This window comes from Acholeplasma hippikon (assembly GCF_900660755.1).
Lineage (GTDB): Bacteria > Bacillota_I > Bacilli_A > Acholeplasmatales > Acholeplasmataceae > Acholeplasma > Acholeplasma hippikon.
The window spans coordinates 635,855-653,212 of the sequence record NZ_LR215050.1 but is presented as its reverse complement, the minus strand read 5'-3'; the positions used below and the strand labels follow the sequence as shown (position 1 = coordinate 653,212).

Annotated in this window: 17 protein-coding genes; 13 read left to right on the top strand and 4 right to left on the bottom strand. The window is 31.9% G+C overall.

Annotated features, from left to right (window positions below):
* Positions 1–64 precede the first annotated feature (64 nt).
* From EXC59_RS03185 to EXC59_RS03125, 13 genes are all read left to right on the top strand, one after another.
* Positions 65–421: a hypothetical protein gene (locus EXC59_RS03185; RefSeq protein WP_162163999.1), complete on the top strand. Its 357-nt coding sequence runs from the start codon at positions 65–67 to the stop codon at positions 419–421.
* Positions 418–690, top strand: a complete 273-nt coding sequence (locus EXC59_RS03180; protein ID WP_162164000.1) for an HPr family phosphocarrier protein — start codon at positions 418–420, stop codon at positions 688–690. Before EXC59_RS03185 ends, EXC59_RS03180 begins: the two co-directional genes overlap by 4 nt.
* Entirely contained in the window at positions 687–1,577 is an 891-nt protein-coding gene (locus tag EXC59_RS03175; RefSeq protein WP_035369239.1) for an undecaprenyl phosphate translocase family protein, read from the top strand. The genes EXC59_RS03180 and EXC59_RS03175 overlap by 4 nt, the downstream gene beginning before the upstream one ends.
* On the top strand, positions 1,558–2,163 hold the full coding sequence (gene trmB / locus EXC59_RS03170) for a tRNA (guanosine(46)-N7)-methyltransferase TrmB (RefSeq protein WP_035369240.1): 606 nt from the start codon (positions 1,558–1,560) through the stop codon (positions 2,161–2,163). Before EXC59_RS03175 ends, trmB begins: the two co-directional genes overlap by 20 nt.
* Positions 2,156–3,211, top strand: a complete 1,056-nt coding sequence (locus EXC59_RS03165; protein ID WP_035369242.1) for a M42 family metallopeptidase — start codon at positions 2,156–2,158, stop codon at positions 3,209–3,211. The genes trmB and EXC59_RS03165 overlap by 8 nt, the downstream gene beginning before the upstream one ends.
* The gene (locus EXC59_RS03160) at positions 3,211–4,047 is read left to right on the top strand and encodes an aldo/keto reductase (RefSeq protein WP_035369244.1); all 837 of its coding nucleotides are present in this window, start codon (positions 3,211–3,213) and stop codon (positions 4,045–4,047) included. Before EXC59_RS03165 ends, EXC59_RS03160 begins: the two co-directional genes overlap by 1 nt.
* Before the next feature lie 90 nt (positions 4,048–4,137).
* Positions 4,138–6,093, top strand: a complete 1,956-nt coding sequence (gene parE / locus EXC59_RS03155) for a DNA topoisomerase IV subunit B (protein ID WP_162164001.1) — start codon at positions 4,138–4,140, stop codon at positions 6,091–6,093.
* A complete protein-coding gene (parC, locus tag EXC59_RS03150; RefSeq protein ID WP_051659015.1) occupies positions 6,090–8,666 on the top strand; it encodes a DNA topoisomerase IV subunit A in 2,577 nt (858 codons plus the stop codon). Before parE ends, parC begins: the two co-directional genes overlap by 4 nt.
* Before the next feature lie 15 nt (positions 8,667–8,681).
* Positions 8,682–10,316: a nucleoside kinase gene (locus tag EXC59_RS03145; RefSeq protein WP_051659016.1), complete on the top strand. Its 1,635-nt coding sequence runs from the start codon at positions 8,682–8,684 to the stop codon at positions 10,314–10,316.
* A gap of 11 nt (positions 10,317–10,327) precedes the next feature.
* Positions 10,328–11,392, top strand: a complete 1,065-nt coding sequence (locus EXC59_RS03140) for a helix-turn-helix domain-containing protein (RefSeq protein WP_162164002.1) — start codon at positions 10,328–10,330, stop codon at positions 11,390–11,392.
* Complete coding sequence (locus tag EXC59_RS03135; RefSeq protein ID WP_162164003.1) at positions 11,389–12,210, top strand: SDR family NAD(P)-dependent oxidoreductase; 822 nt, start codon at positions 11,389–11,391, stop codon at positions 12,208–12,210. The genes EXC59_RS03140 and EXC59_RS03135 overlap by 4 nt, the downstream gene beginning before the upstream one ends.
* Positions 12,207–12,560 (top strand): hypothetical protein, encoded by a 354-nt coding sequence (locus tag EXC59_RS03130; protein WP_035369252.1) that lies wholly within the window; start codon positions 12,207–12,209, stop codon positions 12,558–12,560. The genes EXC59_RS03135 and EXC59_RS03130 overlap by 4 nt, the downstream gene beginning before the upstream one ends.
* 33 nt (positions 12,561–12,593) lie before the next feature.
* Positions 12,594–12,941, top strand: a complete 348-nt coding sequence (locus EXC59_RS03125; protein WP_035369255.1) for a hypothetical protein — start codon at positions 12,594–12,596, stop codon at positions 12,939–12,941.
* A gap of 71 nt (positions 12,942–13,012) precedes the next feature.
* On the opposite strand, the gene gcvPB is transcribed toward EXC59_RS03125, so the two are convergent.
* From gcvPB to gcvT, 4 genes are read right to left on the bottom strand one after another with little or no spacing between them, the layout of a single operon-like run.
* Positions 13,013–14,467, bottom strand: coding sequence for an aminomethyl-transferring glycine dehydrogenase subunit GcvPB (gene gcvPB, locus EXC59_RS03120; RefSeq protein ID WP_035369257.1), 1,455 nt, complete (start codon positions 14,465–14,467; stop codon positions 13,013–13,015).
* On the bottom strand, positions 14,464–15,777 hold the full coding sequence (gcvPA, locus tag EXC59_RS03115; RefSeq protein ID WP_162164004.1) for an aminomethyl-transferring glycine dehydrogenase subunit GcvPA: 1,314 nt from the start codon (positions 15,775–15,777) through the stop codon (positions 14,464–14,466). The genes gcvPB and gcvPA overlap by 4 nt, the downstream gene beginning before the upstream one ends.
* Positions 15,778–15,809: 32 nt before the next feature.
* A complete protein-coding gene (gcvH, locus tag EXC59_RS03110; protein ID WP_084145189.1) occupies positions 15,810–16,178 on the bottom strand; it encodes a glycine cleavage system protein GcvH in 369 nt (122 codons plus the stop codon).
* Between the two features lie 14 nt (positions 16,179–16,192).
* Positions 16,193–17,269 carry a glycine cleavage system aminomethyltransferase GcvT gene (gcvT, locus tag EXC59_RS03105; protein ID WP_035369263.1) on the bottom strand — a complete coding sequence of 359 codons (1,077 nt, stop codon included), beginning with the start codon at positions 17,267–17,269 and terminating at the stop codon, positions 16,193–16,195.
* Positions 17,270–17,358: the final 89 nt, after the last annotated feature.

The following is a 17,358-nucleotide window of genomic DNA, read 5'->3' as shown; positions in this document are numbered from 1 at the left end:
TCTGGTGTAAGCGTTGTAATTTTTGTCAAAAACACATATAATATTTTACAAGGGATGTGATTTCATGGACAAGAATACAATTATTACACTAATCGTTGCGTTAGTTGTATTAATTGCTGGCGGAACTTATCTTTTTATTAGCTATAAAAAGAAAAATAAAAGTGAATCTAAGCCATCAAATATTAATGTAGTTACTTTACTAGAAGCGCTTGGAGGATCAAATAATATTTTAAATACATCTTTAGAGAATAAAAGATTAAAAATATTATTAGAAAATCCAAAATTAGTTTCTCAAACACTATTAAAATCAATGGATATTTCTGGTTTCTTAACTGGTAAAGAGTTAAAACTTTTAATTAAAGAAAATCCAGTAGAAGTAAAAAATAATTTAGATAAAATACGAAATGAGGTAACAAAATGAAACAAAAATTCGTTATTATTTCAGAATATGGATTACATGCTAGACCTGCAACTCGTTTAGTTAATCAAGCAATGTCTTATGAATCTGAATTAAGTTTAACAGCGTTTAATCGCTCTGTTAACTTAAAAAGTATTATGGGCGTGATGAGCTTAGGTATTTATAACGGAGAAGTTATTGAAATATCTGCAGAAGGACCAGATGCTCAAGAAGCAATTAAAGGTATTACGGATTTCTTAGTCGCAGAAGGGTTAGGAAAAGTAAGCGAATGATAAAAAAAATCCTTCAAGGTACACTTGTAGGGATTGGAGCAATATTACCAGGTGTAAGTGGTGGCATGATAGCCGCCGCTTTCAATATTTATAGTGAATTAATTAATGCATTAGACAATGTGACTAAAAAACCAATTCAAGCAATCAAATCGATTTGGGAGTATATCGTTGGGATTGGTCTTGGGTTAATTTTAGGCTTTATTCTTGTCTTACTTGTGTTTAATTATGTTCCAATTCCATCCACACTATTATTTATTGGATTAATTATTGGTGGGGTACCTGAAATTTATTTACTTGCTAAAGAAAAACAATTTAAGGCAAGTGATTTTATTGTTGTAGGCATTACTTTTATCGCCTTAACAGTATTTGCTTTTATTTCACCAAGCACAGCTAATGTATCAAATACGAATTTATTCATGTGGTTTATCGTTGGTTTCTTATTAGCAATTTCACTCATTATTCCAGGTTTAAGTGGAACTATGATTTTAATGATGATTGGCTATTATATTCCAATGACTGAATTACCAAAAGATGCACTTACCTCATTTTTCAATTTTGATTTTGAGATGTTCATGCCATTATTTTGGAATGGACTATTTGTAGGTTTAGGTGTTATTGCAACCTTCTTACTTGCAGGTAAGGGTTTAAACTTTATCTTAAAAAAAATCCCTAGAAAGTTCTATCAATTTGTTTTAGGGATTATGTTAGCATCACCAATTAACATTATTATGAGTTTACGTGGTGAGATGTTAAGTGAACCAGGAATTGATATATTTAATTTAAACGCGTTCTGGTATATGTGGTTAATTGGTATAATTTTATTACCGGTTGGTATTTATATAGCCAGATTATTTGTGAAGGACGAACATGAGACAGAAGAAAATTAAAGACGCAACAATTGAAAATTTATTAGATTTAGGTGTTTGGATTGAAGCAAAACCAATTTCTAATAAAGTAGAGAATATCTTTATGGAAATTGGTTCTGGTAAAGGTCAATTCATTACATCTTTAGCAAAAGCAAATCCAGATAGATTATTTGTTGCAGTGGAAAAAGAACAAAACGTATGTTATCGTTTAGCTCAAAAAAGAGCTGAAATGGAATTAGATAATTTAATTGTGATTATGGATGATGCCGAAAATCTAGCTAATTATTTTGTGGATAGTAAAGCAAGTGTAATTCAATTAAACTTTTCAGATCCATGGCCAAAATCAAGACACCATAAACGTAGATTAACATACCCAACAAAATTAAACCTCTATAAACAATTATTAAGTCATGATGGAAAGGTTATATTAAGAACTGATCATTTAGAGTTATTCAATGATTCATTAGAATATTTTATTGAGGCTAACTACCAAATCATTGCATCAGACTTAAATTTACCTGAATCTGATTTCATGACAGAGTATGAAGTTAAAAAACGTAAGAATGGTCCAATTTATCAATTGGAGGCGATTGTAAAAAATGAGTAATCATTATCAAATCTTAACTGAATTAGCGGGTATTTCGTCACATGAAAAAAATGTGAGAGCATACATTGAAGAAGTAATTAAAAAGTATCCTAATTATCAAATTAAAAAGGATAAATTAGGAAGTATTTTTGCCTATAAACAATCAAAAAATCCAAATGCTGCAACAGTAGTTGTTGCTGGACATATGGATGAGGTTGGATTAATGGTCAGAAATATTAAACCAAATGGTGGTATTGAAGTTTTACCTATTGGTGGCTTATCTGGCGAAGTATTTATTTCACAAGTGGTTTATGTTTATACAAAAGATGGTAAAAAAATACCAGGTATTATTGGCTCTATTCCTCCACACCTAAAAACAAACAACAATACAAGCATTGAAGCATTAATTGTTGATGTAGGTGCAAGTAGTAAAGACGAAGTCTTATCATATGGAATTAATATTGGTGATATGGTTTTATATGAAACCAAATATCAAGACACGTTTAATAAGAAGCGTTTTATTGCAAAAGCAATTGACAACCGTTATGGCTGTGGTTTGGCATTAGAAGCACTTGAATATTTCCATGAAACAGAGTTTGACTTTAATATTGCAATCGGTGCAACCGTACAAGAAGAAGTTGGACTTCGAGGTGCAGAAACAACAACAAACATGTTTAAACCAGATATGTTTATTGCATTAGATGCATCACCATTAAATGATATTCATGATGCAGGAGCAATCGGAAAATTAGGTGATGGATTCTTATTAAGAGTTTATGATCCTAAAAATATTATGTTATTCCCATTAAGAAATTACTTTGAAAATCTAGCACAAAAACATAACATCAAATATCAAGCCTATTTCTCAATGGGTGGTACAGATGCTGCAAAAGCAATCGACATGCATGAAGGTATTTTAGCAACCACAATTGGTTTACCAGCAAGATACATTCACTCAAGTGTTGCGATGGCAGATTACTTTGATTTAGATCAAGCTAGACGCATGTTATTTACTCTATTAGAAGATTTAACTACTGAAAAAATAAAGAATTTAAAAGGGGAAAATTAATGAAATACATAACACTTCATAATGGCGTACGTATGCCACAATTTGGACTTGGAACATTTAAAGTGGAAGCAGGTGAATCTGCTTATGAAACTGTAAAAAGAGCGCTCAAAATTGGATATCGTCATATTGATACTGCAATCATGTACGGTAATGAGGCCGATGTTGCAAAAGCAATTAAAGATTCTGGCATCAAACGTGAAGAAATATTTGTAACATCAAAGTTCTTTAAGCTTTATTCTGGGGATAAAGAAAAAATACGAAAAGACATTGATGCTTCACTTAGTCGTTTAGATTTAGGTTATGTTGATTTAATGTTAATACACTGGCCAAACATGGATGAGAAAATCAATCAAGCAGCTTGGAGTGTATTAGAAGAATATTATGAAAAAGGTGCCTTTAGAGCAATTGGGGTATCAAATTTTCAAATTCACCATTTAGAACGTTTATTAGAATCAGCAAAAATTGTACCGATGATCAATCAAGTAGAATGTCATCCTTTATTAGCACAATTTGGACTTCAAAAATACTTAATTTCAAAAGGTATCCAAATGACAAGTTATGGTCCATTTGCGAAAGGTAGAGTCTTTGAAGAACCAACAGCATCTGAGATTAAATCAATTGCTGAAAAGCATCAAGCTACAATTACTCAAGTGATTATTGCTTGGGGACTACAACGTGGTATTGTGATGATTCCAAAGAGCGTACATGAGGACCGTTTAATTGAAAATTTCAATGGAACTGAACTTGTTTTATCACAATCTGAAATGGAAAGAATGAATGCACTTAACCGTGGTGCTAGAGTCTATACAGATCCGGATAATAACGCTGTTACATAAGAAAAAATTATTTAAAGATAATCATTATTTCTGTAATGATTATCTTTTTTTATTGTATAATGATATTAACAAAACATGAAGAGGTAACGTATGGCACAAAAAAATTACGATGAATCGTCTATTCAAATACTAGAAGGATTAGAAGCTGTAAGAAAACGTCCAGGGATGTACATTGGTTCAACTGATGGTCGTGGGCTTCATCATTTAGTATGGGAAATAGTTGATAATGCAATGGATGAAGTGCTTGCCGGTTTTGGTGATGAAATTAGCGTAACCATTAAACAAGATAACTCAATTGAGGTATCTGATAACGGACGTGGTATGCCTTATAAAATGCACCAATCTGGAATACCGACAACACAAGTCATCTTTACCGTTTTACATGCTGGTGGAAAATTCGGTTCAGAAGGTGGATATAAAGTTGCTGGGGGTCTACATGGTGTAGGGTCATCTGTAGTTAATGCTTTATCAACTGCGCTTGAAGTAACAGTTTACAAAGATGGAGGCATCTTTAAACAAAAGTTTGAAGATGGAGGGAAAATTATCAATCCACTTGAACGTGTTGGGGATAGTAAAAAAACAGGAACAACCGTTTGGTTCAAGCCAGATCCTAAAATTTTTTCTACAACACTTTATAACTACGACACAATTAAAGAGCGTTTAAAAGAGTCAGCATATTTAATCAAAGGGTTAAAGATTAACCTAATCGACCAAAGAAAAAATGTAAAAGAAACATTTAAATATGATGATGGAATTAAAGCGTATGTTTCACAATTAAATGAATCAAAACAAACCTTACATGAAGTTCAATTAGTGGAAGGTTCTTTTAAAGCATCTAGAGGTGCTGATATTGAAGTAGAAGTGGCACTTCAATATACTGACGGATATCAAGAAAACATCATTTCTTTCGTTAATAATGTAAGAACTAAAGATGGTGGAACACATGAAATCGGCTTTAAATCAGCGCTAACAAAAGTTATTAATGACTATGCAAGAAAATACGTTTTAATCAAAGAAAAAGATGATAATTTAGATGGTGTAGATATTCGTGAAGGTCTAACTGCAATCATCTCTTTAAGAGTCCCAGAATCTATTTTAGAGTTTGAAGGACAAACAAAAGGTAAACTTGGAACACCTGATGCAAGAAATGCAACAGAATCTGTTTTCTATGAAAAGTTCAACACCTATCTAGAAGAAAATAGAGAAACTTCAAATAAAATCATTGGTAAAGCCTTAGCCGCTGCTCGTGCGAGAGAAGCTGCAAGAAAAGCACGCGAAGAAGCAAGAGATAATAAAAAGAAAAACAAAAAGGAAATGATTTTATCAGGTAAGTTAACACCTGCACAAGGAAAAGATAAGAATATAAATGAGCTTTTCTTAGTCGAAGGGGACTCTGCGGGCGGTTCTGCAAAGCAAGGACGTAACCGTCGTTTCCAAGCAATCCTACCTTTACGAGGTAAGGTTTTAAATACAGAAAAAACAAACACAGATACGTTATTAAAAAATGAAGAAATCGCTACAATTATCCATACCATTGGTGCAGATTTTGGACCTGATTTTGATATTAAGAAATGTAACTATAAAAAAGTTATTATCATGACCGATGCCGATGATGATGGAGCACATATTCAAGTTTTATTATTAACATTCTTCTTTAGATATATGCGTCCATTAATTGAAGATGGTCGTTTATACATCGCACTACCACCGCTATATAAAGTGACTAAAAAACGTGGTAAAAAAGATGAGATTATTTATGCATGGTCTGATGATGAATTAAAAGAAATTTTAGAAATGTCAGATTCAAATTACAATATTCAACGTTACAAAGGTCTTGGTGAAATGAATTTTGATCAACTTTGGGAAACAACGATGAACCCAGAAACAAGAACACTAGTTCAAGTTACAATTGATGATGTGAATGAATCAGATAAACATATTTCTGTTTTAATGGGGGATCAAGTGGGACCTCGTCGTGAATGGATTGAAAGAAATGTCGATTTTGAAATTTCAGATGACTTTGATATTGAGGGGAAGACTAGATGAACAAAAATGTAGATAAAAAACTCAATCAGTTTATTGAAGAAAAAATTCAAAAAACACGTTTAGAAGATGTTATGTCTACCCGCTTTGCGAGATATTCAAAGTACATCATTCAAGATCGTGCACTTCCTGATGCTAGAGATGGATTAAAACCAGTTCAACGTCGTATTTTATATGCGATGGGTGAAATGGGATTAGCACACAATAAACCCTATAAAAAGAGCGCTAGAATTGCTGGAGAAGTCATGGGTAAATATCACCCACATGGTGACTCATCAATTTATGAAGCAATGGTTCGTATGAGCCAAGACTTTAAAATGCGTGTACCATTAATTGATATGCATGGTAACAACGGGTCAATCGATGGTGACTCAGCAGCCGCAATGCGTTATACAGAAGCTAGACTTTCAAAAGAAGCTGAGTATTTATTAAAAGACATTGAAAAGAGAACTGTTCCATTTGTTCCTAACTTTGATGATGAAGAACAAGAACCAACAGTTTTACCTGCAAAATTTCCTAACCTTTTAGTGAATGGTGCAATGGGGATTTCTGCAGGCTATGCAACAAAGATTCCGCCACATAACTTAAGAGAAATCATTGATGCAACAATCGCATTAATAGAAAATCCAAATTTAACAGATGATGAGATGTTAGCTATTGTAAAAGGACCAGACTTCCCAACTGGGGGTATTGTTCAAGGTAAAGATGGCATTAAACAAGCATTAAAAACTGGTGCTGGAAAAATCATTATCCGTTCGAAAACTGCGATTGAAGAGATTTCAAAATCACAAGACCGTATTGTGATTACTGAAATTCCTTATGAAGTTGTTAAAGCCGATTTAGTACGTGCAATTGATAACTTAAGAATTAACAATAATATTGAAGATATATTAGAAATCAGAGATGAAACAGACCAAGAAGGTCTACGTATTGCAATTGATCTAAAAAAAGGTGCCGATGCACAGTTTATCTTAAATTATTTATATAAGAATTCTGATTTACAAATTGCCTATAACTATAATATGGTAGCAATTCTTAATCACAGACCAGTTCAAGTTGGTGTCATTGAGTTACTTAAAACATATATTGAACACCAAAAAGAAGTCATCACGAACCGTTCTAACTATGAACTCGATAAAGCAACCAAACGTAATCATATTGTTGATGGTTTAATTAAGATGACATCAGTTGTTGAAGAAGTGATTCAAGTCATTAGAAAATCAGAAAATAAGTCACAATCAAAAATTAACATTCAAAATCGTTTTGGCTTCACTGAACTACAAGCTGAAGCAATTGTTATGTTACAACTTTACCGCTTGTCTACAACAGATATTCAAGCCTTAATGGATGAACAACAAGCATTAAAAAAAGAAATGGATAAGTTAAATCAGATTCTATCAAATGAAAGAATCTTAATGAAGACTATTAAAAATGAACTCTTAGAAGTTCATGCCATTATTGGCCAAGACCGTCGTACAGTCATTGAAGATGAAATTGAAGCAATTAAGATTGATCATAGAGATTTAATTCAAGATGAAAGAATCATGGTTGGTATTACGAAAGATGGATACGTTAAACGTGCATCCCTTCGATCATTTAATGCATCAAAAGAAGTGGGATTAAAAGAAAACGACTGTTTATTATTTGAAGAAGAGATTAATACATTAGATACACTTTTAATGTTTACAAATCTAGGAAACTTCATTTTCTTACCTGCATATAAAATTGATGAACAAAAATGGAAAGATTTAGGGGTTTATATTAATAATATTGTTCCAGTTGAAAAGAACGAAAGAATTATTAGAGTATTTAGCATTACTGATTTTAAGAGTAATAAAAAATTATTACTTGCAAGTAAACAAGGCTTAATGAAACAAGTGAATTTATCAGACTTTGAAGTTACACGCTATAATAAACCGATGCGTGCGATGAAGCTTGATAAAGATGATGAATTAAGAAGTGTGGACTTTGAAGTTAAAGAAAATATTATTTCTTTAAGTAAAGAAGGGTATGTATTACGCTTCAATACTGAAGAACTGCCAATTTATGGCTTAAGTGCTGGTGGCGTAAAATCAATGTCATTAAATGACGGTGATGAATTAGCAGTTGCCTTCTATGCAAAAGAATCAGATGATTTTTATTTCTTAACATCACGCGGACATGTGATTAAAGATACGGTTTTAGAATTACCGCGCTATGCTAGAAATCGTCGTGGTGTGATTTTAGTTGAACGTCAAAAGACTAATCCACACTATGTTGTTTCAGCATCACGTCTATCTAGAACACAAGTTAAAGAGGATGTAAAAGTACGCTTACTTTCAACAAAAGAAGCTTTAGTAACAGTAGTTTCAGAACTTAAGTATGTTGCCAACAAGTTTGGTAAGAAGATGTTAGATGATGGATACTATATGGAAATTGCTAACGCGCTAGGTGAAGAAGTTGAAACAAAACCAACACCAAAGAAAAAGGCTGAAGCAATTGATGAAAAACCAGCTAAAGTGATTGAAGAAGCGATTATCACAAAAGAAAATAAACAAATTCGCTTATCGAGATTAGATTTATTCGATGAGGAATAATAAAAGGAGAAGTATATGAAAGTACAAATAGGGAATGAAATTTTCGAATTTCAAAAGCCAATTTCTTTAGAAGAAATAGCTAAACAAACAAACCATACAAATGCAGTATGCGCTGCAGTTGATGGAAGAATTAGAGAGTTAATGTATAAGATATCAGATAACGCTGATATCGAATTCTTAGATTTAACAAGTCACGATGGAATGAGAATCTATGAAGCAACATTACGTTATGTATTCGCGAAAGCGGCTTATGAAATCGATCCAAAAATTAAAATTAGATTTTCTTACTCTGTATCACGTTCAGTTTTAGCAACTGTTGAAGATAGAGAAATGACTGAAGAACTTTATCGCGCTTTAGTTGATAAAGTAAATGAAATCATTCGTAAGAAATTAGAAATTAAACGTTTGAGTGTATCTAAAGCAGAGGCAACTCAAATCTATACTAACTTCGGTTATATCGATAAAATTGAAACATTAAAATTCCGTCAAGAAGATACAGTTAACGTTTATCAATGTGGTGAATATGTAAACTACATGTTCTCATATATGTTACCTAACACAAGTTACTTAACTAAATTCGAAACAAAATACTATCACCCAGGATTCTTAATTTTCTTTCCAAGAGCAGAACTAAAAGGTGAATTGCCAGAATTTATTGATCAAAAATCATTTGGACAAACATTAAAAGAAGCTTATAAATGGGGAAAAATTATTGGTGGTGATACAATCGCAAACATCAACAAGCATACAGAAACTAGAGATGCTCAAGTCGATTTTGTGAACCTTTGCGAAACAAAACATAATAATCAATTAGCTGAACTAGGTAATATGATTAAAGCACAAATTGATGATGTTAGATTAATCGCTGTTGCTGGTCCAAGTTCATCAGGTAAAACAACATTTACGAACCGTTTAAGAATTGAATTGTTGTCTAAAGGCATTAAACCAAAGATGATTTCAATGGATGACTATTATAAACCAAAATCAGAAGCGCCAATCGATGAATACGGTAAACCAGACTTAGAACACGTAGAAGCATTAGACATAGAACGTTTTAATCGTGACATGGCTGATTTAGTTCAAGGAAAAGAAGTAAGATTACCTCACTTTGACTTTAAACAAGGTAAACGTGTTGAAGGTCCACTGATTAAATTAGAAAAAGATTCACCAATCTTAATTGAAGGAATTCATGCCTTAAACGATCGTTTAACATCATTAATTCCATCACATCAAAAATTCAAAATCTTTATTGCACCACAAACTCAAATTCATATTGATGACCACAACCCAATTTCATTAACAGATCTTCGTTTATTACGTAGAATGGTTCGTGACCAAAAATATAGAAATACACCAGTAACCATGACAATGGATATGTGGCCAAGTGTTCGCCGTGGTGAATTTAGATGGATTTATCCAAACCAAGAAAATGTTAACTATGTATTTAACTCAGAGTTATCATACGAATTATTAGTACTTAAAAAATATGCTTTACCACATTTATTAGAAGTACCTACAAATGATAAACACTTTGTTGTTTCTAATAGATTAGTGAAGTTCTTAAAATATTTCAAAGATATCGATGAAAAGTTAATCCCATCTAACTCAATTCTCTTAGAATTTATTGGCGGTTCACCTTTCCACGATTAAAAGGAGTTTCAATGAAAGCTTTATCAAATATGTCTAGATTGCAAGTCTCAAGTGAATATTTATTACTTTTATTAAAGGTCTATGAGTCAAAAGGAAAAGAATTCTATTATGACGATCTTTTTGAACGCGATAAAGACGTATTCTTGAAAAAGACCATTGAAGATAATGTTTATTATTTAGGAAAAATTTTGAACTTACCTTTAACAGATGCAAGACTAAAACTATTAAGTAAGAAGAAGATGACACCTAAAAACAAATCAGAAATCTTATTACTTAATATTAAATTAGCCTTAACTTCACTTCAAAAACGTCCAAAAGACTTTGAAGTGATTCCAAATGAATTTGATGAACTTGCAAGAGTTTTATCTAAAGAGTTTGAACCAATCAAGTTTGGAACATATGAAGGTAAACAAGAAAATACCTTATTATCTGAAAAGAAAAAAGAAAGCATGCGCATTAAATTAGAACAAATCACGGATGAATATATTAAGCAATCTAAGACAAAACAATATGAACTTATTCAAATGATTACTAATTTTTACGTAGACTTTATCAATACGCAAGTCTTTACTTCACAAAATGAATTAATTTCTTATATTGCATTATATGGATTCTTGATTAAAGAGTTTTCAGTATTTAAATATGTATCTTTCTTTGAATACTTTTACAAGCATTTTGAAAGTTTTAAATTAGCGCTTAACCAAGCCAATTACTACTATACAACAGGGTTCCCTAACACAGATTATTTATCAAGATTATTGGTTGACATTTTAACTCAAGCCTATGAAAAAGTTAATGGATTTAGTAAAGAATATAGTTTTGAGAAAAAACTGAATAAGGGTGATTCGATTGAAGCAACCATTAAAACAGGAAAAGAAATTTTCTCTAAAGAAGATATTCGTATTCAACATCCAACCATTTCATTAATCACAATTGATAGAACACTAAAACGTTTAAAGGAAGAAGGTCTAATTCAACCTTTAGGTAAAGGAAGAAGTTCTAAGTGGCAACGTATTGATGATTCTAGAAGAAAAGGTGGGAAACAATTGGATATTTTCCAATTCACTGATCTATGAAGACAATACTTATTACAGGGGCAACTAGTGGTATCGGTAAATCTACTGCCAAAATGGCAATAGAAAATAAGATGAAATTAATTGTTGTGGCTAGAAATCCTAAGTTAGTAGATAAATTAACAAACGAACTTTTAACAATTGATCCAAATGCCGATATTTCAAGTTTTTTATGTGACTTTACAGATTTAAAAAGTATTCAAGAAGCTGCAGCATGTATTTTAATGAAACATCCTAAAATCGATTATGTTTATTTAAATGCTGGTGCACTTCCTAAAAAGAAAAAAGAATATATGAATGATGTTCCTATAGCTTATTTAGTAAACTTTATTGGACCAAGATATTTTTTTGAACTTATTAAGCCGAGTTTAATAAATGGTAAAGAACAAACTTTACTTTATACAGTTTCGATGTCATCACCTAAAAAAATAACGAATGTGATTAGGAAAGACTTTGAAAAATTATCAAAAATGAAATCATATGGCATTGGGAAACTCTTATCAGCAAATTACTTTACTAATTTAAAAGATGAAGAAATTAAGGTGAGATTTATTGACCCCCGTATTGTTTATTCAAATGCAACAATCAATTTCTTACCAAAACTTATACGTTTTATTCATCCATTGATTAGATTAGTTTCTAGAATGCCAGAAAAAATAGCTAAGGAAGTAGAAAAAATTATTGATTTAGAAAGTGAAAAACGAGTGAGTCTATTTATACGTGGCAAACAAAAACCACTTAAAAAGTTATATTTAGATAAACAAGTTTTACGCTTTGGAGAAGAAGTTTATCAAAGTGGAGTTAAAAAGTTATTGAAATGAAAACACTTGTTAAACACTTAAATACATTTGAAGAAATAAACTTAAAACTAAAAAATGAAACTGATTTAAATAAAATTAGATTTCATATTGATACACTTTGTAAGTATCTTGAACAAAATCATTTACTTGATAAAAATTATGTTGCGAATTCAAAAATTTTTTTAAAAGCAGAAAAAGATTTATCAATTATTAATGAACTGGATTTTGAAAGGTTAATTTCATTTCTTACCATGATTTATCGAATTGATTTTGTTGATGGAAATGCGGATGCATATATTATTTACTATAAAAATGGTATGATTCATGCAATCTTAAATCGCTTAGTAAAAATACTACATGACACTTTATAAAGTGGTATCATAATTGTAGAGGAGGATTTGAAAATGTTTCAGTATAATTTTCAAAAACGCCTAATAGCTGCAACCCCAATCATCTCATTAATCATCTTCCTAACTTTAGGATTTGTGTTTGATAAATGGGGTGTTGGTGCATTAGCATTCTTGTTAGTACCAGCAATGCCAGTTTTATTAGGTATGAAATCAGTAAAAATTACATATGGGTTATTTGTTGCCGTTATTTATTTGATTTTAGGATTTGGGTTTGAATTATGGCACCCAGGTTGGATTATCTTCTTAACCATTCCAGTATATGAAATCTTAGTTCCTTCTAAGAAATTCATAATTATTACTAAAACTAAAAAGAGTACTACAACAACAATCGATATGGAATAATGATAAATACCCCGTGATTGGGGTATTTTTGTATATGAAAAAAGCCCTTCTTTATTTGAAGGGCTTTATCGTTAAATAAATTTAGATAAATCAGTAAACTTAACAATTGGATTTCTTGCAGCCTTAGCTTCATCTAATCGACGAACTAAGGTTGTATGTGGCGCAGTTTTTAAGTTTTCTGGGTTTGTTTTAGCTTCCAGAGCAATTTCTCTTAAGGCATGAATGAATTGATCTAATGTTTCTTTAGATTCTGACTCGGTTGGTTCAATCATCATGGATTGAGCAAAAATCAAAGGAAAGTAAATTGTAGGTGCATGCATCCCATAATCAAGTAGGCGTTTTGCAACATCTAATGTTTTAACCACAGTAGAATCATCAATTAAACCATCGAATACGAACTCATGCATTGCGTGGTTATTAATTGGTAATTTAAATAAATCTTTGAGTGATTCTTGAATATAATTGGCATTTAATGTTGCTAAGCGACCAATCATCTTCACATTTTCTTTACCTAAAGTCTTAATATATACAAACGCACGAAGATAAACAGAAGTATTTCCGTAAAATGCGCTTAATGCACCAATTGAATCAACTGGTTTTATCATTTCATAACCATTAGGTGTATTTTCAACAACGGGTCCAGGTAAGAATGATTTTAAGAAATCTTTTACACCGACTGGTCCAGAACCTGGTCCACCACCGCCGTGAGGCGTAGAAAATGTTTTATGTAGATTTAAGTGTGTAATGTCAAATCCCATATCACCTGGGCGAGATACACCTAAGAGTGCATTTAAATTGGCACCATCATAATAAACTAGTCCTCCTGCTTCGTGAACTAATCTAGAAATCTCTTTGATATCTTTTTCGAAGACACCAGCAGTATTAGGGTTAGTTAACATTAAACCAGCAACAGTATCATTTAAATGCGCTTTTAACGCCTCTAAATTCACTGTACCATCTGGATTTGATTTAATCTCTAAAACATCAAATCCTGCCACAGTAGCAGATGCTGGATTAGTTCCGTGTGCTGAGTCTGGACAAATAATTAATTTACGTTTTGTATCATTACGTTTTTCATGATAGGCTTTGATAATCATTAAACCAGCGAGTTCACCGTGTGCACCAGCATAAGTGTTTAATGAATAAGCATCCATACCAGTAATTTCAGATAAGTCTTTAGCAAGTTCGTAGTAAACCTTCATTAAACCTTTAGTTGTTGATGCTGGTTGAAGTGGATGAATTGCAGAGAATCCTTCTAAAGTAGCAAGTTCATCGTTAATTTTAGGATTATACTTCATTGTACAAGAACCTAAAGGATAAAATCCTGATTCGACGCCAAAATTTTTTTGACTGACTCTTGTATAATGTCTTACTAATTCTAATTCAGAAACTTGTGGAAGTTCTGCAGGTTTACTTCTTAATAAGTCGCTTGGAATATTAACTTCGTCAAATTCATTTTGAGGTAAGTTATGTGCAATTCTATGTTCTTTTGATAATTCAAAAATTAATTTATCATAGTACATCATTTGAATTCACCTACAACTTTCACAAATTCATCAATTTCTTTTTTTGATTTCTTTTCAGTAACCGCAAAGACAAATTTATTATCACCAACTGCATAAGGTCCAAGATAGCCTTTTTCAATTAAATAACTATCGAATTTAACAGGATCAACATTGGATGTTAAGGTAAACTCATTGAAGTGTGGTGAACTAAACGCTTCACTAAAGAGTCCGGTTGCTAGAAGTGATTTCTTTAAATAGTTTGCGGCATTTAATGAATATTTGGCTAAATCTTGATAGCCATATTTACCAACCCATGAAAGATAGATTGCTACTGATAAAGCCATTAACGATTGGTTCGAACAAATATTTGAATTAGCTTTTGCGCGACGAATATGTTGTTCACGTGCTTGAAGTGTTAAAACGAATGCACGTTTACCATCAACATCTGTCGTAACCCCACAGATACGTCCGGGCATTTTACGCAGTAAATGATTTTTGGCAGCTAAATAACCAACATAAGCACCACCATAACTTAATGGAACTCCTAAAGTTTGAAGTTCACCACACGCAATATCAGCACCTAATTCACCTGGTGTTTTAAGTATTGCGAGTGAGCGTGGACAAGCATTTAAAATGAATAAACTTTGTTTAGCTTTTGCGATATCTGAAACCCCATTTAAGTTTTCTATATTTCCATAACGATTTGGGTTTTGGAAAATTACTGCAGCAGCATTTGTAAGTGACTCATCTAATACTGATAAATCAGTTACTCCATTTTTTTCTTTTAGTGCAACAAATTCAACGTCTCTAAAATGACCGTAAGTTTTTAAAACTTCTATGATTCTTGGATGCATTGTTTCTGAATATACTATTTTTTTAGATTTTGAATGAGCAAGTGCCATAAACATTGCCTCAGCAGTAGCAGTTGGTCCATCATACATTGATGCGTTAGTTACATCCATACCAGTAATTTCACAAATCATTGATTGAAATTCAAAAATATATTGAAGTGTACCCTGAGATACTTCAGGTTGGTATGGTGTATATGAGGTAATGAATTCTTGGCGAGAAGTTAAGGATTTAATAACAGATGGTGTATAAACATCGTAGGCACCATAACCTCTAAAAATATTTAAAACTGTATTCTCTTTAGATAATTGATGTAGTCGTTTGGTTACATCAATATCAGAGAGTTGATTCTCTATATTATATTCGCGATTAAATCTTAGATTTGAAGGAATATTAGTAAATAAGTCATCAAGGTGATTAACCCCAATGACTTTTAACATTTCTTCGATATCTAGACTTGTATGCGGTAAATATTTATGCATGCTTAGTCCCCTTTTCGATTTTTTAAGAATGATTATAATGTTGCTTCGTAATCGTCAACGTTAAGTAAATCATTAACTTCTGATGGATTTGTTAATTCAATTTCAACAATCCAATTGTTAAATGGATCATCATTAACTAATTGTGGTTCAGTTGATAATGCTTCATTTACTGCAATCACTTTACCTGAAACTGGCATATAGATGTCAGAAGCGGATTTTACTGATTCAACAGCAGCAAATGTATCATCTTTTTTAAACTCATCTCCAGCTTTTGGTAAATCGAAGAAGACAATATCTCCTAAGTGCATTGCAGCATAACTTGAGATACCAATTTTACCTTTGTTTCCTTCAACGAATAACCATTCGTGAGATTTTGCGTATAACATATCATTTTTATTCATATTCATTAGACTCCTTAAATTTTGTTTTTCTTATGATAGAACTTTTTATCCCTAACTTTAGCAGGGATCATTTTATTACGAATTAAAACATTTAACTCAGTTCCAATTTTAGCATAGTTTATATCGATTAGTGCTAAGGCAATTGGTAATTGTGTCGTTGGTGATAAATAACCTGTGGTTATGACACCGATTTTAGTGTCATTGTGGTAAACTTCGTATCCTTGACGTGCTACATTTCGTTCTAAAAGTTCAATACCAACAATTTTACGTTTTGGATTTTCTTTATATTTTACTAATGCATCTTTACCGATAAAGTTTTCTTTTGATAGATCTAATGCAAATGTTAAGCCTGCTTCAATCGGGTTAATGTCTTCTGCAAGTTCATGTCCATAAAGAGGCATTGCTGCTTCAAAACGTAATGTATCTCTACAACCGAGACCACATGGTGTTACGCCTGATTTATATAGTTTATCCCAAAGTTTAATTGTAGTTTCTAAGTCAGCATAAATTTCAAATCCATCTTCACCAGTATAACCACTTCTTGAAATTAAGACGGTATGTCCTTCATAACTATATAAATCAAATTTCATGCTTTCTTGTGGTAAGTTTCTAAAGATAGAAGATAAGACTTCAAAACTCTTTGGACCTTGAAGTGCAATCTCTCCGCATGCATCCGTTTCATCAAACAATTCAACATTGAAATTATCTATAAAACTTTCTAAGTATTTAAAATCTTTATCTTTATTAGAAGCATTTACAACAAGTAGTACATGATCAGGGTGGAAGACATATGCCATTAAATCATCAACAGCGCCACCTTTATCATTAAGTAAGATACCGTATTGCATCTTATTTGAAAACTCAACTTTGCTGGATAGCACATAGTTTACAAAAGCTAATGCATCAGGACCTTTAACAACGATTTCACCCATGTGTGAAACATCAAACATACCGACCTCATTACGTACTGCTTGGTGTTCAAGGGCGATTGTTGTGTAGTATAGTGGCATACTAAAGCCACCAAACTCAACCATGTTGGCACCTAATTTTTGATGATTTTCAAATAATATTGTTTTCTTAAGTTCTGTCATTTTATACATCCTATTTTCTTCATCCTATTTTCATTATATACTATCGTATATTTTTATTCTATTAGTTAACTAACAAAACGGTGTTAAAA